This is a genomic window from Vibrio sp. Vb0304 (assembly GCF_033338995.1).
Taxonomy (GTDB): domain Bacteria; phylum Pseudomonadota; class Gammaproteobacteria; order Enterobacterales; family Vibrionaceae; genus Vibrio; species Vibrio alginolyticus.
The window spans coordinates 26,049-48,900 of sequence record NZ_JAWOTT010000029.1 but is presented as its reverse complement, the minus strand read 5'-3'; the positions used below and the strand labels follow the sequence as shown (position 1 = coordinate 48,900).

At 46.4% G+C, this 22,852-nt stretch carries 25 protein-coding genes; 8 read left to right on the top strand and 17 right to left on the bottom strand.

The features are described 5' to 3' along the window. Positions 1–231: 231 nt before the first annotated feature. The 8 genes from fusA to fkpA all read right to left on the bottom strand — a co-directional run bounded on the left by fusA (position 232) and on the right by fkpA (position 6,207). Entirely contained in the window at positions 232–2,331 is a 2,100-nt protein-coding gene (gene fusA / locus R7P35_RS21495) for an elongation factor G (protein ID WP_005382794.1), read from the bottom strand. A 75-nt stretch (positions 2,332–2,406) separates the two neighbouring features. Then, positions 2,407–2,877 carry a 30S ribosomal protein S7 gene (rpsG, locus tag R7P35_RS21490; RefSeq protein ID WP_005382796.1) on the bottom strand — a complete coding sequence of 157 codons (471 nt, stop codon included), beginning with the start codon at positions 2,875–2,877 and terminating at the stop codon, positions 2,407–2,409. Positions 2,878–2,978: 101 nt separating this feature from the next. Beyond that, positions 2,979–3,353, bottom strand: a complete 375-nt coding sequence (gene rpsL, locus R7P35_RS21485; protein WP_004399892.1) for a 30S ribosomal protein S12 — start codon at positions 3,351–3,353, stop codon at positions 2,979–2,981. Between the two features lie 177 nt (positions 3,354–3,530). Beyond that, positions 3,531–3,806, bottom strand: a complete 276-nt coding sequence (gene tusB / locus R7P35_RS21480; protein WP_042523643.1) for a sulfurtransferase complex subunit TusB — start codon at positions 3,804–3,806, stop codon at positions 3,531–3,533. 7 nt (positions 3,807–3,813) lie between these two features. Continuing rightward, a complete protein-coding gene (gene tusC / locus R7P35_RS21475) occupies positions 3,814–4,170 on the bottom strand; it encodes a sulfurtransferase complex subunit TusC (protein WP_005382801.1) in 357 nt (118 codons plus the stop codon). Then, entirely contained in the window at positions 4,167–4,562 is a 396-nt protein-coding gene (gene tusD / locus R7P35_RS21470; protein WP_017633744.1) for a sulfurtransferase complex subunit TusD, read from the bottom strand. The genes tusC and tusD overlap by 4 nt, the downstream gene beginning before the upstream one ends. Then, positions 4,559–5,281 (bottom strand): transcriptional regulator, encoded by a 723-nt coding sequence (locus R7P35_RS21465; RefSeq protein ID WP_005382804.1) that lies wholly within the window; start codon positions 5,279–5,281, stop codon positions 4,559–4,561. The genes tusD and R7P35_RS21465 overlap by 4 nt, the downstream gene beginning before the upstream one ends. 143 nt (positions 5,282–5,424) lie before the next feature. After that, on the bottom strand, positions 5,425–6,207 hold the full coding sequence (gene fkpA, locus R7P35_RS21460) for an FKBP-type peptidyl-prolyl cis-trans isomerase (protein WP_017821751.1): 783 nt from the start codon (positions 6,205–6,207) through the stop codon (positions 5,425–5,427). A gap of 128 nt (positions 6,208–6,335) precedes the next feature. On the opposite strand from fkpA, the gene R7P35_RS21455 reads away from it, so the two are divergent. Further along, on the top strand, positions 6,336–7,322 hold the full coding sequence (locus tag R7P35_RS21455) for a WD40 repeat domain-containing protein (RefSeq protein WP_017633742.1): 987 nt from the start codon (positions 6,336–6,338) through the stop codon (positions 7,320–7,322). Continuing rightward, positions 7,319–7,546 (top strand): SlyX family protein, encoded by a 228-nt coding sequence (locus tag R7P35_RS21450; protein ID WP_005381455.1) that lies wholly within the window; start codon positions 7,319–7,321, stop codon positions 7,544–7,546. The genes R7P35_RS21455 and R7P35_RS21450 overlap by 4 nt, the downstream gene beginning before the upstream one ends. An 83-nt stretch (positions 7,547–7,629) precedes the next feature. Here the strand turns inward: R7P35_RS21450 and R7P35_RS21445 are convergent, their stop codons facing one another. The 5 genes from R7P35_RS21445 to kefG all read right to left on the bottom strand — a co-directional run bounded on the left by R7P35_RS21445 (position 7,630) and on the right by kefG (position 11,954). Further along, complete coding sequence (locus R7P35_RS21445; RefSeq protein ID WP_031812779.1) at positions 7,630–8,571, bottom strand: isoaspartyl peptidase/L-asparaginase family protein; 942 nt, start codon at positions 8,569–8,571, stop codon at positions 7,630–7,632. A 131-nt stretch (positions 8,572–8,702) separates the two neighbouring features. Continuing rightward, positions 8,703–9,254, bottom strand: coding sequence for a peptidylprolyl isomerase (gene slyD / locus R7P35_RS21440; protein WP_005381451.1), 552 nt, complete (start codon positions 9,252–9,254; stop codon positions 8,703–8,705). A gap of 92 nt (positions 9,255–9,346) precedes the next feature. Next, complete coding sequence (locus tag R7P35_RS21435) at positions 9,347–9,547, bottom strand: YheV family putative zinc ribbon protein (RefSeq protein WP_005381449.1); 201 nt, start codon at positions 9,545–9,547, stop codon at positions 9,347–9,349. Positions 9,548–9,580: 33 nt separating this feature from the next. Further along, on the bottom strand, positions 9,581–11,377 hold the full coding sequence (kefB, locus tag R7P35_RS21430) for a glutathione-regulated potassium-efflux system protein KefB (RefSeq protein ID WP_017633740.1): 1,797 nt from the start codon (positions 11,375–11,377) through the stop codon (positions 9,581–9,583). Continuing rightward, complete coding sequence (gene kefG, locus R7P35_RS21425) at positions 11,361–11,954, bottom strand: glutathione-regulated potassium-efflux system ancillary protein KefG (protein ID WP_053307380.1); 594 nt, start codon at positions 11,952–11,954, stop codon at positions 11,361–11,363. Before kefG ends, kefB begins: the two co-directional genes overlap by 17 nt. A gap of 209 nt (positions 11,955–12,163) precedes the next feature. Between kefG and R7P35_RS21420 the strand changes: the two genes are divergently transcribed. From R7P35_RS21420 to crp, 6 genes are all read left to right on the top strand, one after another. Beyond that, positions 12,164–14,083 (top strand): ABC transporter ATP-binding protein, encoded by a 1,920-nt coding sequence (locus R7P35_RS21420; RefSeq protein ID WP_042523641.1) that lies wholly within the window; start codon positions 12,164–12,166, stop codon positions 14,081–14,083. Next, positions 14,080–14,568 (top strand): TIGR02444 family protein, encoded by a 489-nt coding sequence (locus R7P35_RS21415; RefSeq protein ID WP_033907158.1) that lies wholly within the window; start codon positions 14,080–14,082, stop codon positions 14,566–14,568. Before R7P35_RS21420 ends, R7P35_RS21415 begins: the two co-directional genes overlap by 4 nt. 87 nt (positions 14,569–14,655) lie before the next feature. Then, complete coding sequence (locus R7P35_RS21410) at positions 14,656–15,663, top strand: hydrolase (protein ID WP_033907159.1); 1,008 nt, start codon at positions 14,656–14,658, stop codon at positions 15,661–15,663. Between the two features lie 33 nt (positions 15,664–15,696). Next, entirely contained in the window at positions 15,697–15,909 is a 213-nt protein-coding gene (locus R7P35_RS21405; protein WP_005382815.1) for a YheU family protein, read from the top strand. Between the two features lie 125 nt (positions 15,910–16,034). Beyond that, a complete protein-coding gene (locus tag R7P35_RS21400) occupies positions 16,035–16,904 on the top strand; it encodes a phosphoribulokinase (RefSeq protein ID WP_005381434.1) in 870 nt (289 codons plus the stop codon). A 240-nt stretch (positions 16,905–17,144) separates the two neighbouring features. After that, on the top strand, positions 17,145–17,777 hold the full coding sequence (gene crp / locus R7P35_RS21395; RefSeq protein ID WP_005381432.1) for a cAMP-activated global transcriptional regulator CRP: 633 nt from the start codon (positions 17,145–17,147) through the stop codon (positions 17,775–17,777). A gap of 136 nt (positions 17,778–17,913) precedes the next feature. Here crp and R7P35_RS21390 read toward each other — a convergent pair whose 3' ends face one another. The 4 genes from R7P35_RS21390 to R7P35_RS21375 all read right to left on the bottom strand — a co-directional run bounded on the left by R7P35_RS21390 (position 17,914) and on the right by R7P35_RS21375 (position 22,780). Next, entirely contained in the window at positions 17,914–18,705 is a 792-nt protein-coding gene (locus R7P35_RS21390) for a DUF1338 domain-containing protein (protein ID WP_042523639.1), read from the bottom strand. A gap of 248 nt (positions 18,706–18,953) precedes the next feature. Beyond that, positions 18,954–20,411, bottom strand: a complete 1,458-nt coding sequence (astD, locus tag R7P35_RS21385; RefSeq protein ID WP_025768787.1) for a succinylglutamate-semialdehyde dehydrogenase — start codon at positions 20,409–20,411, stop codon at positions 18,954–18,956. A gap of 28 nt (positions 20,412–20,439) precedes the next feature. Further along, positions 20,440–21,459, bottom strand: a complete 1,020-nt coding sequence (gene astA, locus R7P35_RS21380; RefSeq protein WP_042523637.1) for an arginine N-succinyltransferase — start codon at positions 21,457–21,459, stop codon at positions 20,440–20,442. Positions 21,460–21,568: 109 nt separating this feature from the next. Continuing rightward, complete coding sequence (locus R7P35_RS21375; RefSeq protein WP_042523636.1) at positions 21,569–22,780, bottom strand: aspartate aminotransferase family protein; 1,212 nt, start codon at positions 22,778–22,780, stop codon at positions 21,569–21,571. Positions 22,781–22,852: the final 72 nt, after the last annotated feature.

Below are 22,852 nucleotides of genomic sequence, written 5' to 3'. Positions count from 1 at the left end.
TGTTTTACCGTGGTCAACGTGGCCGATAGTACCAACGTTAACGTGCGGTTTCGTACGTTCAAATTTTTCTTTAGACACGATCGTGTTCCTTCCTAGTTATGATTCGTCGTGATCATTATTGATCGACGACGCGCCAGAAATTGTTATTTTATGCGCCAACGCCCGTTAGCGCAATATTTGGACGCCCTGATCTCGCAAAAAGTCGTAAACTTTTTGCAGTTCAATCGTCAATTAGTAACCACGCTCTGCAATAATTTTATCTGCGAAGTTTTTCGGCACTTCAGCGTACTCGTGAAACTCCATAGAGTAAGACGCACGGCCTTGAGTTGCAGAACGTAGATCAGTTGCGTAACCGAACATTTCGGATAGTGGTACTTGAGCACGGATGATCTTAAGACCAGCCACACCTTCGTCCATGCCTTCAATGATACCGCGACGACGGTTTAGGTCACCAACAACGTCACCCATCCAGTCTTCCGGAGTGGTTACTTCGACATTCATCATAGGTTCTAGAATCACAGGTTGTGCTTCTAGTGCACCTTTCTTGAATGCCATCGAGCCAGCGATCTTAAACGCCATCTCGCTTGAGTCTACATCGTGGTAAGAACCATCAAATAGTGTAGCTTTAATATCTAGTACAGGGTAACCCGCTAGAACACCACTATTCATTTGCTCTTCGATACCTTTCGATACCGAACTGATGTATTCCTTAGGAATCACACCGCCCACGATTTCGTCTACGAATACGAAACCTTCACCAGGCTCAGAAGGCTCAAGTTTGACCCAAACATGACCGTATTGACCACGACCACCTGATTGACGAACAAACTTGCCTTCAACTTCCGCTTTACCACGAATGGTTTCACGGTAAGCAACCTGAGGTTTACCAACGTTACAATCAACGCTGAATTCACGCTTCATACGATCAACGATAATGTCTAGGTGAAGTTCACCCATACCTGAGATCAGAGTCTGACCTGATTCGTCGTCCGTTTCCACGCGGAATGATGGATCTTCCGCTGCTAGTTTACCTAGCGCGATAGCCATTTTCTCTTGGTCTGCCTTAGAACGAGGCTCTACAGCAATCTGAATAACTGGTTCAGGGAACTCCATGCGCTCTAGAATCACTTTGTGGTTCTGATCACACAGTGTGTCACCTGTTGTTACGTCTTTCAGACCGATAGCAGCTGCAATATCACCAGCGCGAACTTCTTTCACTTCTTCACGCTTATTCGCATGCATCTGAACGATACGACCGAAACGCTCTTTCTTCTCTTTTACTGAGTTGTAAACAGCGTCACCCGAGTTTACAACACCGGAGTAAACACGCATGAAAGTTAGCGTGCCCACGAATGGGTCAGTCGCAATCTTAAACGCTAGCGCTGAGAAAGGTTCGTTGTCGTCAGCATGACGCTCAACTTCATTTTCTCTTTCGTCGACACCTTTAATTGCAGGTACGTCAACAGGCGATGGCAAGAACTCAACTACTGCATCCAGTACCGCTTGAACACCTTTGTTCTTAAACGCACTACCACAAGTAGCCAGTACGATTTCGTTATTTAGTGTGCGAGTACGTAGAGCTTGTTTGAGCTCAGCTTCAGTCAATTCACCTTCTTCAAGGTACTTGTCCATCAGCTCTTCGCTAGCTTCAGCAGCGGATTCAACCATGTGGTTGCGCCACTCTTCAGCAAGTTCAATCATGTCAGCTGGGATGTCTTCGTAAGTAAACGAAGTGCCTTGATCGGCATCATTCCAGTTGATCATTTTCATCTTGATAAGGTCGATGACACCTCTGAACTCATCTTCCGCACCAACGTTCAGCTGGATTGGAACAGGAGTCGCACCAAGACGATTCTTAATTTGGTTCACAACGCGTAGGAAGTCTGCGCCCGCACGGTCCATCTTGTTTACAAATACCAAACGTGGAACGTGGTATTTGTCTGCTTGACGCCATACAGTTTCAGACTGAGGTTCAACACCAGATGAGCCACAGAACACAACCACAGCACCATCAAGTACACGAAGAGAACGCTCTACTTCGATAGTAAAGTCAACGTGTCCAGGGGTATCAATGATGTTTACGCGATGCTCAGGGAACTGTGCTTCCATACCACGCCAGAATGTAGTAGTAGCAGCGGATGTGATAGTGATACCACGCTCCTGCTCCTGCTCCATCCAGTCCATGGTTGCTGCACCATCGTGAACTTCGCCGATTTTGTGAGAAAGGCCAGTGTAGAACAGAATACGCTCAGTTGTGGTTGTTTTTCCTGCATCTACGTGAGCACAGATACCGATATTACGGTATAGCTCAATAGGAGTTTTACGAGCCACGATTGTATCCTCTTACTAAGGTGTACCTTAGAGTATAGAAAAGTGCTGCGAGAGAACCTCGCAGCACAGAAGGTATTACCAACGGTAATGAGCGAACGCTTTGTTTGCGTCAGCCATGCGGTGAACGTCTTCACGTTTCTTAACCGCAGTACCTTTGTTCTCAGACGCGTCTAGCATTTCAGCAGCTAGGCGTTGAGCCATAGATTTTTCACCACGCTTGCGCGCAGCTTCAACCAACCAACGCATAGCAAGTGCGTTACGGCGAACCGGACGTACTTCTACAGGTACTTGGTAAGTTGAACCACCAACACGGCGAGATTTAACCTCTACCGCTGGGCGAACGTTTTCAAGAGCTTCTTCAAAAATAGCTAAGTGGTCTTTACCAGACTTTTCAGCCATAGCATCTAGTGCAGTGTAAACGATTTTCTCTGCAGTAGATTTTTTACCGTCAACCATTAGGATGTTAACGAATTTTGCCAGCAATTCAGATTTGAATTTTGGATCTGGAAGGATCTTACGCTGACCAATGACGCGACGACGTGGCATGGATTTATCTCCGTTGTCTTCTTCAGGTTTTATCCAAAACTTTTCAGTTTTTTCAAAAAATTAAAAATAATTTAGTGTTTGGCCTTACTTAACGGAATCCATTAAGACTTAGGACGCTTCACACCGTACTTAGAACGACCTTGTTTACGGTCATTTACGCCAGCACAGTCTAGTGCGCCGCGAACAGTGTGGTAACGCACACCTGGAAGGTCTTTAACACGACCACCACGGATTAGAACAACTGAGTGCTCTTGAAGGTTGTGACCTTCACCGCCGATGTACGATGTAACTTCGAAGCCGTTTGTCAGACGTACACGACAAACTTTACGAAGTGCTGAGTTAGGTTTTTTAGGTGTAGTAGTGTAAACACGAGTACATACACCACGTTTTTGTGGGCACGCTTCTAGTGCAGGCACGTTGCTTTTAACAACTTGCTTTGCACGTGGCTTACGTACCAACTGGTTAATAGTTGCCATTAACTAGCTCCTGATTTACTTGAAAGTAAGCTTTGTGAAAAATCTATCCCCAACTGCCAATGCAGTTAGGGACGCAAAATTCTATGCAGCAGTGAGAGGTGTGTCAAGAAATATACGGATCTTTTTTGTTCAATTAGAACAATTCATCCGTAAAGCTTTGTCGACAGCAAATCTTGTTCAATCCCAAGTTAGGGATTTATCCTGTTTTGCTGTTAGTTCAACGAAGCCTGAATAATTCACAATCGTCAGCGATGGACTGATACGATTTGCAATACCGCGAGCTTGTGCATCGCTCTCTAACACAAATACGCTGCGGTTTTTTAGGTGGGAAAATGCGTTATGTTGCGAGTTAGCAGCGTACACTGCATCTTCTATAAGTAAGATGTCATCCTGTTCACTGCATAAAGGCATAGCGTCTTCTAGAGCAGAGACTGTTTTTATGATGTGTAACATAACTTCCTCAAAAAGACAGTAGCTTGCCAGCGTGTTGTAACTTATCTTTGAGCTGTTCTGAGCTTAACGCTTGGGCTTCAATGACTAAATCCGCTTGCGCCAAACCTCGCTGGGTTAACGACTCTGAACACACAAAGACTTGTTCGATGTCGTATAAATCGAAAAGCTTTAACATCGGCGCGTAATCTTTACTCAAAATATTGTTGGGGTCTTGTCCGAGTAGAAGCTGGTATACCCCGTCACCCATGAAAATGACGCTGATATCTTCACAGTAAGCCGACGCGGCTAACAGTGCATCCACACCTTCACGACCAGCTGCACTGCCATGTGGCGCACTACGAAATAGATAAGTTAACTGACTCAAAACTGTACCACTCTGTCTTGGGTTAACATCGCTTCAGCTAGGCTACCTAAGCCTGCTTGTTCAAAACCATCGGCTAGATTGTTCTGAACCAAACCATGTTGATTCGCTTCTTCTTCACTTACAATCCCGCGACGCAAAGCGGCCGCGACACAAGTTTCTAGGCGAACACCATGCTCTTTAGCCAAAGACTGCCACGCCTTATTGAGATCAAATTCATCGTTGGCTGGCACACTCAAAGCAGTACCATTAGTCACACCATCTTGATAAAAGAAGACGCTCACTAGCTGATGGCCTTGCTCTATCAACGCTTTGGCGAACTGATAAGCACTGCGCGCTGACTGGCTGCCATAAACGGGACCATTCACCACTAACGTGTAAGTCAGTTTACTCACCTTTCATCATCCTCGGTTTTACGTTGACGAATGTACAAGTAAACGGTGTGTTTTGAAATATTAAGGCGATCCGCAACACGGTTGATGGCATCTTTAATATCGAAGATACCTTTGTCGTACAACTCCATCACGATCTGGCGATTTTTGGTGTTGTTAGACACGGATTTATCCGCATTGATCTCTTCGATGGTGCGTTCAACAGTTTGGTCCACCAGCTCTTCTACGTCACTAGCAAAGTTGACCGAGGAAGCCGCTTCTTTCGCTTCTTGCGTCGGCATGAAAGACTGAAGAACTTGCGAGAAAGGCGCATCCAAGTTGACGTTGATACACAACAAACCAATCACGCGATTTTCGCCATTACGAATGGCGACAGTAATCGACTTCATCAACACGCCACCTTTTGCACGGGTAAAGTACGAACGTGAGAAGTTGCGCTCCGAGCCTTCGATGTCTTTTAGCATCTTAAGCGCTAAATCAGTGATTGGTGAGCCGACTTGGCGCCCCGTATTTTCACCGTTAGCGATTTTAATTGCAGAGGTATTTAAGTCTTCTAGAGAGTGAAGAACGATTTCACAAAATGGACCTATCAGGCTGGCGATACCATCCACGACCGCCTCATAAGATCTTAAAATGATTTTGTCGTGCTCGGTAAACGGCATCACGTTAACGGATTCCATTTCGAGCAACATCTCCGCGTTTATTGTTTCTGTAGTTGTCATAAGCCTTCGAGCGAAAAATCAACAAATTGGTGTAAGTTTATCAGAAAATTTGAAAAGCAACCTAGCAAACTCACCAACTAGTGACCTAGAACAAAAAAGGCCCGTTAAACGGACCTTTTTCAATAACTTATCGCAGCTTATTGTTATTGCTCTGCGTTGTCGTTCTCAACTTTTAGCAGCTCAACTTCAAATACTAGCGTTGAGTTAGCAGGAATGCTTGGTGTGTCTTGGTCACCGTATGCTAGCTCTGGCGGGATAACGAATTTGAATTTAGAACCCACAGGCATTAGCTGAACACCCTCTGTCCAACCTGGGATTACACGGTTAAGTGGGAACGTTGCAGGTTCACCACGATCGTATGAGCTGTCGAACTGAGTACCGTCGATCAGAGTACCTTTGTAGTGTACTTGAACCGTATCAGTGTCTTTTGGCTTCTCACCTTCAGCTGGTGTCATTACTTGGTATAGAAGACCTGTATCTGTCTTCACTACGCCTTCTTGCTTCTCAAACTCAGCACGGAAATCATCGCCAGCTTTTTTCGCTTCAGCTGCTTTCTCAGCCGCTTGTGCTTGCATCTTTTCTGCAACACGCTTGTCTAGAGATTCTAGTGCTGCACGTGTTTCTTCTTCATTCAATTCAGCATTGCCTTTGAAGACGTCTTCGATACCTTTTAGTACCAAATCTTTGTTAAGATTAATGCCGATTTCGCTTGGCTTGTCGATGCTTGTGCTTAGGTAGTTAGCAAATGAAACACCGATTGCGTATGCCGCTTTGTCGTCGTCGGTTTTAAAGTGAACCGCTTTACCGGTTTCTGCTTGAACTTGTTCTGCTTGAGGTGCGGTTTCTGTTTTAGTTTCTTCTTTCTGACAACCTACCGCTAGCATAACTGTTGCAGCAAGTAGCGACACTTTTAAAACTGATTTCATTAAATTCTCCCAATAATGGCTCTGCCATTGGTTGTTGTGCACAAATCTTCTATGAGACGAGTGAAGACAATCGTTATACCAATATACTAGCTATATGTCTTAAGACACAAACCGGATTATTAGATGTGATGCAAAGAATTTTTCATTTATTCCTATATTTAATTGTCATCACCACGTTAAATGGTTGCTTTTTCGCCGAGCGTGAAGTGCAGCGTTGGCCGATAGAACCTCAAGGTGCGACGAGCTTCGCACTTAGCAGAGATGGACGGTTTGCTCTGCTCTATTCTCAACAACGTCATTTGATGTTGTGGGACCTAGAGCAAAATGAACAACTAGCCAACCTGGGTGAACTCGATGCCGATGCCAATGTGGTTTCCCATATCCGCATATCTGACAATGGTCGCTACGCAATTACAGCAAGCCAAATGAACTTCGCAGTTTGGGACCTAGGCTGGACGCAATCCGAAGGCCTTTGGTCTATTTCTGATGCGCTCATTCGCGACGTTGATATCACCAGTAATGGTGAACAAGTTCTGCTTGGGTTATCCAACGGTAAAGCAATTTATGTCAACTTAGTCACCGGGCGTCGCATGGAGTTCCTTGCGCATCGTGAAAAAGTCAATTCCGTGGCCATTTCTCCTAATGGGCGCTTCGCCCTAACCGGAGGTAATGACTATAAAGCGTATCTGTGGGATACCGAAACCGGACAAGTACTACGAACCTTCGAACATGAACAACGAATTGTTCGCGTGGCCCTGCAAAGAGATGGAAAATTAGCAATGACATCTGATGGCGGAAACCAAGCGATTGTTTGGAATTTAAAAACTGGACAAGAAGTCACACAGTTGAGCAGTTGGTCACGCCAATTAATTTTCTCTACCGCACGATTTTCTGACGACGGGACTCAACTAGTCACAGGAAGCCCTTCTGGCCGTGTGTCGATATGGGATACTCAAACCGGAAAACGAATGAGTGGATTTGAAGTGGAGCCCAAAAAAGACACTCGCCCTCCCCGTGCGGTCGTGTATGATGCAGCCTTTGATTCAAAACAACGCGTAATTACTGCTACTTCAGCAGGTATTGCCCAAGCTTGGCAGTTAGAGAACGGATCATGACAGAAAAAATCATTCAGCAATTGGAAGCACGCATTAATGACTTAGAATGTCAGCTTGCGTTCCAAGAACAGACTATTGAAGATCTGAACGGAGCTTTATCGCAGCAACAACTGCAAATTACCAAGATGCTCGATCAAATGAAATATGTGGTAGGTAAAGTAAAAAATATGGACTCGTCGAATTTAGCCGATCCGTCAGAAGAAACCCCACCACCGCATTATTAAAATGCAGGCTCAAATAGCATAAAGCCCAGAACATGTTCTGGGCTTTGTTGTATTAATTACTTAAGAAGGTACTCAAGAGGAAGCTATTCGTCGGCGTAGATTTTAACGCTCAGCTCGCCTTGCGTATTAATGCCTGCTCGGTACATGCCAGAACTGTTCATCGCAAAGTGCATCTCACCTTTAGCATCAATGGCAATCAAACCGCCCTCTCCGCCCATCTGTTTGAGATCACCTTGGATAATGTGTTCACAAGCCGTATGAATATCTTCTTGTAAGTAACGCATACGTGCTGCAACGTCTTCCGCAACACGTTTACGAATAAAGAACTCGCCGACACCCGTAGTGGAAACTGCCACGACGCCATTTTCGGCCACCGTACCACAACCAATAAGAGCCGAATCTCCGACTCGGTTGTATTTCTTATTCGTCACGCCACCCGTACTGGTGGCAGCGGCTAAGTTGCCTTGTTGATCTAACGCTACCGCACCAACCGTACCGTGCTTACGGTCATCTGGGTAACGAGATTCCGACAAAGCAAACAGTCCTTTCTCACGCATAGACAGCAACTGCTCATAACGGCGATCAGTAAAGAAGTAATCTTGCTCGGTATACTCATGGCCTTGCTCAAAAGCAAACTTCTCTGCGCCCTCACCCACCAACAGCACATGATTGCTGTTTCGCATCACGTCACGAGCGAGCTCAATTGGGTTTCTGATATGACGAACCCCAGCGACCGCGCCTGCTGCAAGGTTTCGCCCATCCATCACAGAAGCGTCCATTTCAACCATTTCGTTGTTGGTCAGCACTGAGCCTTTACCCGCATTAAAGTTAGGAGAGTCTTCCAATACTTTCACTGCCGCTACGACGGCATCTAAGGCTTCACCGCCCGTGTCTAGAATTTGATGTCCCGCTTTTACCGCAGCTTCTAAATCCGCCAAGATGGATTGTTGCAGCTCATCGCTCATCTGTTCACGCAAGATGGTGCCCGCACCACCATGAATGGCAATCGAGAAAGGTTTCGTCATCACTTTGTCCAACTGTTATTCCTTGTATGGTTGGCACTACACCTTAGATAAACAAAAAGCGCAAGTTGAAAACTCAACTTGCGCTTTTCAAAGCTTTGCTAGATAAGATTATCTAGTGAAGGAGCTTATGATTAGTGAGAACCACAGCTACCGCCGCCACAGCAGCCGCCTTCTTCTTCGTGATCGTGGTCATGATCGTGACCACCACAACAGCCACCACCTTGGTGGATGTGACCGTGTTCGATCTCTTCTGCTGTTGCTTCACGTGTAGACATAACTTCTACTTCGAAAGTTAGTGTTTGACCAGCTAACATATGGTTACCGTCAACAACCACTTCGTTGCCGTCAACTTCTGTTACTTCAACAGGGATTGGACCTTGGTCAGTGTCAGCTAGGAAGCGCATGCCAACTTCGATTTGCTCAACGCCTTGGAATACGTCCGCAGGAACGCGCTGTACTAGCGCATCGTTGTGCTCACCGTAAGCTTCTTCAGGAGCTACCGTTACTGAGAACTTGTCGCCAGCCACTTTACCTTCAAGTTCTTTTTCAAGACCTGTGATTAGGTTGTTGTGACCGTGAAGGTAATCTAGAGGTGCTTCTGCTGTTGATTGATCAACAACGACACCGTCTTCCATCATTACTTTGTATGCAAGGCTTGCAACAACGTTCTTTTCAATTTTCATACTAACTCCAGGGAGATTAATTGACTTAACCTGAATGGGGTTAAGTACTGAGATATCTGGGTGTATTATGGGGATCAATTATCGAAGTTCAATTACTCCGGCTTAAAAATTCCGATCATTTCCTGATCTGAGTGTTTATTTTTCTCTACAGATTGTGGTTTGCGCTGCTCTGTAAACTCACACTCGACACACTCAACTAACTCGATGTTATTTTCAATCCACCAGCGCAGGGTATCTTGCTGGCTGCAATTTGGGCAGCTAGCGCCGGCAATAAAACGTTTCTTGATTTTCACGCTATTTCCTTAGCTTGAGTCTTGGCTCAAGTACTACTTCCAATGATTAGGTGACTGATGGTCGCTCTCCATTTCACGACCAAATATTTCTTCTAGCTCTTTGCGTGCCTCTTTCGCCCTTTGAGCTAATTTCTTATCTTCATTGTGTTGAGGCAATAAGTCCTTAAGCATAGCATTATCCAACTTGCGAAAATGTGCTTCTGCCCGCTTTGCTTGATAAGGATGCATACCCAGTTCTACGAGCGCTTGGCGACCGAGATCTAGCGCCCCTAAAAATGTTTCACGAGAGTAATTCTCTACACCATGACTCATTAACTGGTAAGCCTCGACACGGCTTCTTGCTCGGGCTAACAACTTAAGTTTCGGGAAGTGCACGCGACAAATGTCCACGATAGCCATCACCTCATCAGGTGAATCAGTACAAATAATCAATGCTTCCGCTTTATCAGCGCCAGCAGCCCTCAATAGGTCAATTTGTGTAGCATCGCCATAAAACACTTTGTAACCATACTTACGTAATAGGTGGATTTGGCTGGCATCACTTTCTAATACTGTCACTTTGATTTTATTGGCATACATTAAACGTCCGACGATCTGACCGAAACGTCCAAAGCCTGCAATGATAACGCGTGGTCGGCGATCCACGACTTTCGTGGTCATGCCCTCTTCTTCTTGATTCAGGGTATGAGCAAACCACTTCTTTTGTCCCATCAGCAAAAGAGGAGTCGTCACCATGGATAGACTGACCACCACCAACAGAAACGCCACTTGCTCTTTGGACAAAATGCCCTCTTGGCTCGCCGCGGTAAATATGACAAAGGCAAACTCACCGCCTTGGCTCAAAATTGCAGCCATACGGCTTCTCGCTTTGGCTCCGACACGGGCAGCTCTCGCCAATGCATACAAAACCAAACCCTTAACCACGACCAAAGCCACCACCGCACCGAGAATCTCTAAAGGATGTAATGCCAATAACCCCAAGTTTACCGCCATGCCCACCGCAATAAAGAATAACCCCAACAACAGACCTTTAAATGGCTCGATAGCGATTTCCAACTCATGGCGATACTCACTCTCTGCCAGCAAAACGCCTGCTAAAAAAGTCCCCAATGCCATCGAAAGGCCGAGCTTTTGCATCACGACCGAAATGCCAAGCACGACTAAAAGTGCAGCAACGGTAAAGAGCTCACGAACACCGCTCATCACGACAAAACGAAATAGCGGACGTAGTAAAAAGTGACCTCCAATCAACAGTGCTACCACACTGCCTAAAATAGTGAAGACATCCAACCAACTTCCACCACTATGCCCGCCTGCTAGCAAGGGCAACATCGCCAGCATCGGGATCACTGCAATATCTTGAAAGAGCAGCACCGCAAAACCAGATTGCCCCGTTTCGGTACCATTAAGCCCTTGCTCTTCAATGACTTTAAGCGCAATCGCCGTCGAGGACAGCGCTAACCCCATCCCGATAACTAAACTCACTTGCATGCTTACGCCAAACATACTGACGACACTACCAATCACGGCGGTCGTGACCACAACCTGCGCACCGCCTAAACCTAAAATAGGCCCTCGCATCTGCCACAATTTTTTAGGGTTTAATTCCAGCCCTATCAAAAACAGTAACAACACAACCCCAAGCTCGGCAAAATGCAAAATGGCATCAACGTCGCTAATTAAGCCAAGCCCCCATGGGCCAATCAACACACCAGCGAGTAAATAACCTAAAACCGAGCCAAGCCCAAGGCGCTGAGCAATCGGCACCGCAATAACCGCAGCCGAAAGAAAGACCACACTGCTTTGAAGAAACTCACTGGTGATCGCCATACTGACCTCCTCGATCTGCCGCTTGCCAGTTTTCAAGTGGGTTACTCAGCCATCCACGGTATAACTCGGCATGTTCGTAGCGTTCAATATCTAAAACATTTCTTGACCAATACAACACCAGTGGTTCAATCCAGTGCATCTGGCATAGGGCTGCCGTCAGTTCAAACGGTTGCAAGATTTGCTCAAGTGGGTATTTGTTGTACCCCTTCGCGCTGAAGGCTTCTTCTTTACCACCTGTTGTAATGACACTGCGCCAGTATTTTCCTTCTAGCGCCGCACCTCCGCCAAACGCAAAGCCTTTACCTAACACTCGGTCTAGCCACTCTTTTAATAGGGCTGGACATGAATACATATAAAGTGGGTGGTGAAATACAATCACATCGTGAGCGAGCAACAACTCATGTTCGTAATTCACATCAATAAAGAAATCAGGGTAAACACCGTAAAGATCGTGCACAGTGACGTGATCAAGCGACTGAGCTTTTTTTATCATCACTTGATTGGCAATCGAGTTATGTGGCTCTGGATGAGCATAAATGACCAGAACTTTTGGGAGAATAGACGGTGCAACAGCCAAATGGTCGTCCTTGTGGTTATTTTTATCCGTTATCAAATTGTTATACTTTTTTGTACAGCATAATGCAATTAAAGCGAATCAATCGACTTTTCCGGTCAATACCCCTACTATTCACCGCTAGATATATACCCAAGTGGCTTTAAAAACGATTGAAACCACTTCGCTATGTAACCAAGCAACGCGCACTGCGCAAAGTGAATGAAAACTTTATGATTACCTTCTCTGATATTCAGTTACTGCGTGGCGGTAAACCTCTTTTAGACCAAGCTTCTGCGACTATTCACCCTGGCGATAAAGTCGGTCTTGTGGGCAAAAACGGCTGCGGTAAATCAACGCTGTTTGCCCTACTGAAAGATGAACTGTCAATTGATGCTGGCTCATTTAGCCAACCTCAACACTGGGAGTTGGCCTGGGTCGCACAGGAAACGCCTGCGCTAGAGCGCACTGCACTGGAATACGTCATTGATGGTGATCGCGAGTACCGAGCACTCGAAAAGCAGTTGGCTGAAGCAGAAACACAAGACAACGGAACCCTAGTTGCCGAGATACACGGTAAAATTGAAACCATTGGTGGTTACAGCATTCGCGCTCGCGCGGCAGAACTGCTCGATGGTTTAGGGTTCAGCCAAGAGCAAATGAGTTGGAGTTTGACCCAATTCTCGGGTGGTTGGCGTATGCGTCTTAACTTGGCTCAAGCGCTATTGTGTCGTTCTGATCTACTGCTACTCGACGAACCAACCAACCACTTAGATTTGGATGCGGTAATGTGGTTAGAGCGTTGGCTACAAAACTACCCTGGCACGCTGATTCTGATCTCGCACGACCGAGACTTCCTTGATCCAATTGTTGGTCGCATCATTCACATCGAGAATCAGCAGCTGAACGAATACACGGGTAACTACTCGTCATTCGAAAACCAACGTGCGCAAAAAATGGTGTTACAACAAGCGATGTTTGAAAAGCAACAGAAGCAGATGTCGCACATGCAAAGCTACATCGACCGCTTCCGTTACAAAGCATCAAAAGCACGCCAAGCCCAAAGCCGTATCAAAGCTTTGGAGCGCATGGAAAAAGTACTGCCAGCTCAATTCGATAACCCATTTAGCTTTCAATTCCGTGAGCCAGCTGCGCTGCCAAACCCAATCATGATGATGGATGAAGTATCTGCAGGTTACGGTGACAACCTCATCTTAGAGAAGATCCGCTTGAACTTGGTTCCTGGCAGTCGTATTGGTCTACTCGGCCGTAATGGTGCGGGTAAATCGACCTTAATCAAGTTGCTCTCTGGTGAACTTAACGCGCAAGGTGGTGACCTAACTTACTCACAAGGCGTGAAAATTGGTTACTTCGCTCAGCACCAGTTAGAAACGCTTCATCCTGAAGAAACGCCGCTGCAACACATGATGCAAATCGCACCCGATCAAACCGAACAGCAGCTACGTGATTACCTAGGTAGCTTTGGCTTCCAAGGTGACAAAGCACTAGAAAAAGTTGCGCCGTTTTCTGGTGGCGAAAAAGCCCGTTTGGTATTGGCTTTAATTGTGTGGCAAAAGCCAAACCTGTTGCTACTTGATGAACCGACCAACCACTTAGACTTGGACATGCGCCAAGCACTTACGATGGCACTGCAAACATTCGAAGGTGCGATGGTGATTGTTTCGCACGACCGCTATTTACTGCGCGCTACGACCGATGACTTGTATTTAGTGCATGATCGACAAGTTGCTCCGTTCGACGGTGATTTAAATGACTATTATAAATGGTTAACCGAACAACAAAGAGCGGAACGCAAAGAAGCGCAGGCTGCGCAGCCAAGCAAAGATACGGCCAACAGCGCAGCTGCGAAGAAAGAGCAAAAACGTCGCGATGCAGAGTTTCGAAAACAGACAGCGCCAATTCGCAAAACGCTGACACAACTAGAAAATAAAATGGATAAGTTAGGTGCTGCACTGGCCGAAGCTGAAGAACAATTGGCGGACAACTCACTGTATGCGGCCGAAAATAAAGCTAAACTTAACCAAGTGCTGGCACTTCAAGCTTCCAGTAAAGCTGAGCTCGAAGAAATTGAAATGGAATGGATGTCTGCTCAAGAAACGTTGGAGCAGATGGAGCTAGAGTTTAATCAATGAGTAATCAACACGCTGAATACACACTCACCCTAGAACACCTTTGGCAGTTTAGTCTGCAATTTTATGGTGTGCGAGAAGTGAAAGAGGCGTGTTTATCATTACAGAACAACTACCACGGTAACGTGAACCTACTCCTGCTGCTCAGATGGCTCGATGAGCAGCAACTCATTTTCCAAGAAAAAGACTGGCCCTTGGTACAAGACTGTCTAGGTAGGAGCGAAACTTTACTTCACTCCTTTCGCGACCTTCGTCGCCACCTTAAGTCTCAAGTCAATGACGCTTTGTATCGTGAGACCTTGCAGTTTGAGCTGCAACTAGAAAAGCAGCAACAAGCGGATTTGGTGGACTGCATTAACTCACTTGCACTACTCAAAAATGATGGTGACCCACTGACGTTGAGATACTGTCGTCAACTCGGTGGGGAACATTTGCAGCAAGCCTTTGCTATTCCGGTGCCAAACATTCAACCACCAAAACGCCCATAAATCTGTAGAATACCTATAATCTTTATAAAGGATTATATTAATAAGTTCTTCAACGGACACCGAAGGACCGCATAAGAGCAGTTAGGTATGACACAATTTTTCGCAGCCGCCGGGATCAAAAACCCGCATCTCCAAACGCTTTTGCCGCGTTTTATTCGCAAAAAAGCGTTGTTTACGCCGATTTGGCAAACCCTCGATACATCCGATGGCGACTTTCTCGATCTCGCGTGGAGCGAGGACCCAACCCAAGAGCCTGCACAAAAAAAGCCGATTTTTGTTTTATTTCATGGGTTAGAGGGGTGCTTCTATAGCCCTTATGCCAATGGGCTGATGAATGCATTTGCTCAATCTGGATGGCTGTCGGTGATGATGCATTTTCGTGGCTGCAGCGGTAAACCAAACAAAAAAGCACGAGCTTATCACTCGGGAGAAGTGACGGATGCTCGTTACTTCCTAGAGCACCTTGAACAACGTTTTCCTGATAATCCCAAAGTTGCAGTTGGTATTTCTCTTGGCGGTAACATGTTGGCGAATTATTTAGCCCAATATAAAGACCACCCTATTTTGAATGCAGCGACTATTATCTCAGCGCCTTTAGACCTAGCGGCGTGTGCAAACCGTATTGAACAAGGCTTTTCGAAAGTGTATCGCCGTTACCTGCTTTCTTCACTGAAACGTAACGCGTTACAAAAGCATCATCTACTGCACGGCGAGCTTGCGCTGTCCTACAACTCAATAAAACGTGTCACACGGCTGTATGAATTCGATGATTTGATCACCGCACCATTGCATGGCTTTAAAGACGCACAAGATTATTACGATCAATGTTCAGGCTTAAGTAAATTACAACAGATCACGCTACCGACACTGATCATTCACGCCAAAGACGATCCATTCATGACCGACGATGTGATCCCGAAATTTGTTCTGCCAGATAACATTGATTACCGTCTCTTTGAACACGGTGGCCATGTTGGCTTCCTGACAGGAACGGCGTTAAAACCTAAGTTTTGGTTGGAGGAAGCGCTGCCCGCGTATTACGAAAGTATCGCCGCAGATTACCTTTCTGCTGTATCCAAGCAACGAACGCAGTAAACTAGCCGCTCATCATAAAAGTTAGAGGTATTTATGATCATTCCATGGCAAGACATTGCGCCGGAAACATTGGAAAACTTAATTCGTGAATTCGTCTTACGCGAAGGAACGGATTACGGAACCGTCGAGGTTTCTTTGCAAGACAAAATTGATCAAGTCAAAGCTCAATTGGAAAAAGGTGAAGCGGTTATCGTGTTCTCTGAGCTACACGAAACCGTCGATATTCAACATAAAACAAAATTTTAGACCCTTCACATTTTACCGTATCCCACTCGATGACAAGGTATTGTTACGTGCTATAGTGGGATATCGACCGTGCAGTAGTAACTCTACTGCACATTACAGGTAAGTAATTTTCGACAAGGTTTGTCATGTCAGCTAAACACCCAATTATTGCGGTTACTGGTTCGTCCGGTGCCGGCACGACCACTACATCTGAAGCCTTCCGTAAAATGTTCAATATGATGAACGTTAAACCCGCATGGGTTGAAGGCGATAGCTTCCATCGCTTTACTCGCCCAGAAATGGACATCGAAATTCGCAAAGCCCGCGAGCAAGGTCGACACATTAGCTACTTTGGCCCACAAGCTAATGACTTCCCGGGATTAGAAGAGTTTTTCCGTAAGTTCGGGCATGACGGCACTGGCAGCGTGCGCCGTTATCTGCACACGTTTGACGAAGCGGTTCCCTACAATCAAATGCCAGGCACGTTTACACCGTGGCAAGACTTACCCGAAAACAGCGACGTGCTGTTTTATGAAGGGTTACATGGTGGCGTGGTCGATGGCGATGTTAATGTTGCTCAACATGTGGATTTCTTAATTGGCATGGTGCCGATTGTGAACTTAGAGTGGATCCAAAAATTCGTACGTGACACTCGCGATCGCGGCCATTCGCGTGAAGCGGTAATGGACTCAATCGTGCGATCCATGGACGATTACCTCAACTATATCACTCCGCAGTTTTCTCGTACTCACATCAACTTCCAGCGCGTACCGACCGTTGATACTTCCAACCCACTTAATGCAAAAGGCATCCCTAGTTTGGATGAGAGTTTTGTGGTGATTCGCCTACGCGGTATCAAGAATGTCGACTTCCCATATCTGCTGGCCATGATTGATGGCTCATTCATGTCACGCCACAACACGATTGTCGTACCCGGCGGTAAGATGAGCTTTGCAATGGAGCTCATAGTTCGGCCTATCCTACAACAGCTCATCGAAACAGGGAAAATTGGCTAAAAACCTGCCTGCGAAGATGTTTACTTTTCATACCGTGATAATGTGCACAGTTTTGCTTACAAAATCTCAATCATGGCACGATTAAAATCAAGAAATCGTTTTCGAAAAAGGATACTATTTCTTACCGAAACACAAGAGAGCTTGCAGCATATAAAAAGTGCTCTTATTCTAGTAGGCCTAATTCAGGCTTAGCTAAAATATGGATAGCGCAAGCGTACCCTGCAGAGGAAGTGAGATATTATGGTTCTAGGTAAACCTCAAACCGACCCAACATTAGAGTGGTTTCTTTCACACTGTCATATTCATAAGTACCCTTCAAAGAGCACGCTAATTCACGCGGGCGAAAAGGCAGAAACTTTGTACTACATCGTTAAAGGTTCTGTTGCGGTTCTTATCAAAGACGAAGAAGGTAAGGAGATGATCCTTTCTTACCTAAACCAAGGAGACTTTATTGGTGAACTTGGTCTATTCGAGGAAGACCAAGAGCGCACAGCTTGGGTTCGTGCTAAATCTCCTTGTGAAGTTGCTGAAATTTCTTTCAAGAAGTTCCGTCAGCTTATCCAAGTAAACCCAGACATCCTAATGCGTCTTTCTGCGCAGATGGCTCGTCGTCTTCAAGTAACTAGCCAAAAAGTGGGTGACCTGGCGTTCCTAGACGTAACTGGTCGTATCGCTCAGACGCTTCTGAACCTTGCAAAACAACCAGACGCAATGACTCACCCAGACGGCATGCAAATCAAGATCACTCGTCAAGAAATCGGTCAAATTGTTGGCTGTTCTCGTGAGACAGTAGGTCGTATTTTGAAGATGCTAGAAGAGCAGAACCTAATCTCTGCTCACGGTAAAACCATCGTGGTTTACGGTACTCGTTAATCTCAAACTAGAGTGACACGAACAAAATTATAAAAGCCACCAATGGCAACATTGGTGGCTTTTTATTTACTCATGACCAAATAAGATAGGGTGCAGCGAACACTAATGAGTAAGCTTAACAGGTTAACCCTAAAACTTAGCCATTCGTACTTTCAAAGATTTTGTCAGCTGAAGCGGCCACGAAACCTGGGTACAAATCACCATTTTCCATCGGATAGCGCTTAGCAAATTCATAAAACCCGCCAGGGATAATTTCAGTGCCTTCGCTAAAACGAACCGCTACTTTATCTGCCATGGTCGATGACTGCTCTAGCAACACCTCAGGAGTGCCCTTCACTTCACCACCATTTTCATTAATGGTAAACCCAGCGGTACGCAGATGATCGTTTACCTGCTTCACTTCTTCATATTCATTGAGTTGGTTAACGCTCACCGTGAAGTGGTTTGCTCCGTAACCATGCGCCGCAAGCCAAGATGCGTACTCACTTTCTTTAGCCAACGTTTGGTAATCAGCAAAGCTTAAATCCCACAAGCGTCCACCATGTAAGAATGCGCTATCGTTCAGCTTGTCAGCATCGACTTGTGCCACCAAATTTTTCACAATCTCTTGTAGCTCAGGCGAGCACTCTTCAACTTTTAGCTCACTAATAAATACTTTAGGTTGCTTCGGATCTGGGTGCTCATAGTGCTTAGCAACCAGCTTTTTGCTTTCGAAAACGTAATCACCACACGCCTTGTAACCAATAGCTACAAATGGCTTAGCTAGAGTTTCAATACCAAGAGGCGCGATATTGAAGGTACGTAAAGCTATATGATCATTAATCAGAGGCTCATCTTCTTGAAGCAGCTGATGCACTTTAGCCGCCGAAGGGCAAAGACGTTGAATGTAATCTTGCCATAGCGATTCAAATAACACATCGGGCGTCATAACGACTCCTTGTTACGAGATGTAGAGTTTAAAGGTAAGCGGAAGTTGGCTGCTCGTTCACAACAAAAGTTGTCCAGAATAATGAACGAGCAACCATCAACCTGTGACGGTAAATGCCAGTCAGTCAACACGCTTTTCCGAGTCTTTGCTCACTTTTCGTGTTCTGCCAACGATCACTACAACCCATACCTAAATGATGCGCCGGCAAGGTGAGCCGCAATGCATAGTTGCGACTCTATTATTAAAACTTATAGCACTACACCTGGACTCAATGTTGCAGGCAAGACAGTTTCTTGACCTTCCATTGATGCCATTGGGTACGCACAGTAATCTGCTGCGTAGTAAGCGCTTGGGCGCAAGTTACCCGACGCCCCCGGACCACCAAATGGCGCATCACCGCTTGCACCAGTAAGCTGGCGGTTACGGTTCACGATTCCTGCACGAATGTGGTCAACGAAGTATTCCCATTCTTGGTCGTCGGTTGAAACCAAACCAGCAGATAAGCCAAAGCGCGTATCGTTTGCTAGCGCCACGGCTTTGTCTAATCCTTCGTAGCGCACCACTTGCAGAAGTGGGCCGAAGTATTCTTCATCTGGTAACTCAGCAATGTTCGTTACATCAATGATACCAGGAGAAACAAACGCCGCCTCTCCTGCTTTCGCTTCAATCAAGCTTTCACCGCCAAGAGACTGTAGATTAGCTTGTGCATCAAGAATAAACTTGGCTGCCGCGACCGAAATTTGCGGTCCCATAAATGGCGCAGGTTCTGCAAATGGTTGGTCTACGCGAATATTGCGTGTCGCTTCAACGAGTTTGGTGATAAGCGCATCGCCTTTTTCACCCAATGGCACATACAAACGACGAGCACACGTACAACGCTGCCCAGCACTGATAAACGCTGACTGGATGATGGTGTAAACCGTGGCATCCAAATCACCATATTTATCAGAGATCACCATCGGGTTATTACCACCCATTTCTAGTGCGAGCATCTTGCCTGGTTGACCCGCAAATTGACGGTGTAATACATGCCCCGTATTCGCGCTACCCGTAAACAGTACGCCATCAATGCCTTTTGCGTCAGCTAGGGCGATACCAGTTTCTTTCGCGCCTTGAACAAGGTTAATCACGCCTTTCGGCAGACCGGCTTCTTCCCATAGCTTCATCGCCAATTCACCCGTCCATGGCGTTTGCTCAGACGGTTTGAAGACTACCGTGTTACCAGCCAGTAGCGCAGGCACAATGTGACCATTTGGTAGGTGGCCTGGGAAGTTGTAAGGACCAAACACCGCCATCACGCCCAATGGGCGGTGGCGCAATACGATTTGGTTGCCTGCTGCTTCACGGCTCGCCTCACCAGTGCGGTCATGATAAGCGCGAATCGAAATGGCAATTTTACCTGCCATGGCTGCTGCTTCAGTGCGCGTTTCCCAAATCGGCTTACCGGTTTCTTTGGCAATCACTTCGGCGATTTTTTCGCTGTTCTCTTTTACTTTCTCCGCAAAAGCCAACACGATTGCCTCACGCTCTGAAAATGGACGCTTTTTCCAGTCAATAAACGCTTCACGCGCTGCAGATACCGCCTGGTTCACCTGCTCTGCCGTTGCACCTTTGCCTTGCCAGATCACTTCTTGGTTGTACGGCGACAGAGACGTAAATGCTTCACCCTGACCTTGTACCCATTCACCTGCAATCCAATGTGTCATTGTTTCTATCCTTAAATTCTGTCGTCTGTTACTGCGGAAGAAGGCGAACGAAATCCCCTTCTTCAACCGAAAGTGCATCCGCAACGTCTGGTGCGATCATTACGCTTTGTGTTTCTGCGTCATACGCCGCTTTAGTGACTGTCGCACGGAAGTTCTCGAAAGATGAATTACACATCAAGAAGTCTTGTGTGCTGGAATGTCCAGAGATTTTGACTTGCGCGCGGAATGAATGACGTACCGACTCAATATTACGCAGATCACACTCAACCGTTGGGCCACCATCGAAGATGTCGACGTAGCCTCGGTTGGTAAAACCTTCACGCTCAAGCAGCTTCAGCGCTGGACGCGTGTTGTCATGTACTTGACCAATCACGGCTTGCGCTTCTGGGCTGAGCAGGTTGATGTAAATAGGCAGTTTCGGCATCAAGTCGGCGATAAAGCCTTTCTTGCCGATGCCTGTCAGGTAATCTGCAAGCGTGAAATCGATAGAGAAGAAATGCTCTTGAAGCCATTGCCAGAATGGTGAATTACCCTCGTCGTCTGAAACGCCACGCATCTCCGCAAAGATCGTTTCAGAGAAGCGCTCTGGGTGCTCTGCCATCATTAGGAAACGACACTTCGACATTAGACGACCATTCAGACCTTGGCGGAATTTCTCACGCAAGAACAAGGTACAAATTTCGCTGTTACCCGTGTAGTTATTACCAAAAGTAAGCAGTTTAACGACGTTGTTAACGCCAAGCTTTGGCGACGAGTGCACGACTTTACTAATGTGATATGAGTAAAATGGGACATCCCAGCCGATAGATGCTTCGATTCCGGTGGTACCCGCAACCTCACCCGTTTCAGAGTCAAAGCCAACCATCAGGTAGCCTTCATCGCCTGGTTCTGCCACATCTGGCTTACCAAAGCTGTACTCTGAATGTTTGATTCGATTGGTTAACAGTTCTTCGTTAACCGGTAGAGATGTAAATCCGTGACCAGACTCCACCGCACAAGTGTGCAGTGCGTCGTAATCCGACATCGCGATAGGGCGAACTACTAGCATCAATACTCCCTCCAGATGCAAGAAGATCCTAACTATATTGTAGGAACAATTCCCCCATCAGAGATCCTTGACGGGGGTGTCTGCGTTGACGTTTAAACTGATATCGCGCTTAAACTAAAGTCGCGATCGCTTTATCCAGTTTCGCCAAGCCTTCTTCAATTTCTTGTTGTGTGATAACGAGTGATGGTGTGAAACGTACGACATTGGCACCCGCAACCAATACCATGAGACCTTGTTTACCTGCAGCAACCAGCACGTCACGCGCACGGCCTTGCCATTCTTCATTTAGTGCAGCGCCAAGTAATAGGCCTTGACCGCGCACTTCTGAGAAGATGTTGTACTTCGCGTTGATCTTCTCTAGACCTTCACGGAACAATGCTTCGCGTTCTAGCACACCAGCCAACACCTCTGGCTTAGTAACTTCATTTACAACCGCTTCTGCAACCGCACACGCTAGTGGGTTACCGCCATATGTAGAACCGTGAGTGCCCACTTTCATGTGCTCTGCCAATTTTGCTGTCGTTAGCATTGCACCGATTGGGAAACCGCCACCAAGTGATTTCGCAGTACTTAGAATATCTGGCGTGATACCTAAACCTTGGTAAGCGTAGAAGTTACCTGTACGGCCATTACCAGTTTGCACTTCATCGAAGATCAGTAAGGCGTTGTGTTTGTCACACAGCTCGCGAACCGCTTGAGCGAACTCAGGCGTTGGTGGCACGATGCCGCCTTCACCTTGTAGTGGCTCCATCATGACCGCACAAGTACGATCAGACATGTGCGCTTGTAAAGCTTCGATATCGTTGTAAGGAAGGTGTGTCACGTCGCCTGGCTTAGGACCGAAACCGTCAGAGTATGCAGCTTGGCCACCAACCGTTACGGTAAAGAATGTACGACCGTGGAAACCTTGTTTGAATGCAATGATTTCAGACTTCTCAGTGCCATGAACGTCTGCTGCATAACGACGTGCCAGCTTCAAAGCGGCTTCGTTTGCTTCTGCGCCAGAGTTAGCAAAGAACACTCGCTCAGCAAAACTCACTTCTGTTAGCTTTTTCGCCAGACGAAGGGCTGGTTCGTTCGTCATAACGTTACTTAAGTGCCAAAGCTTGTTAGCTTGCTCTGTTAGTGCGTCTACCATTACTGGATGACAATGGCCAAGACAGCTCACTGCAATACCACCAGCAAAGTCGATGTATTCATTACCTTCCTGATCCCAAACACGTGAACCTTCACCTTTAACAGGGATCATTTCCATCGGGTTATAGCAAGGTACCATTACCTCATCGAATAAACCGCGCTCTACTTTAATTTCCGTTGTCATTGCACATTCCTTCTTGATACCGCATGCGTAGCAGATAAGCGAATTTAACCGGCTCTCTTTGCCAGCAAATAA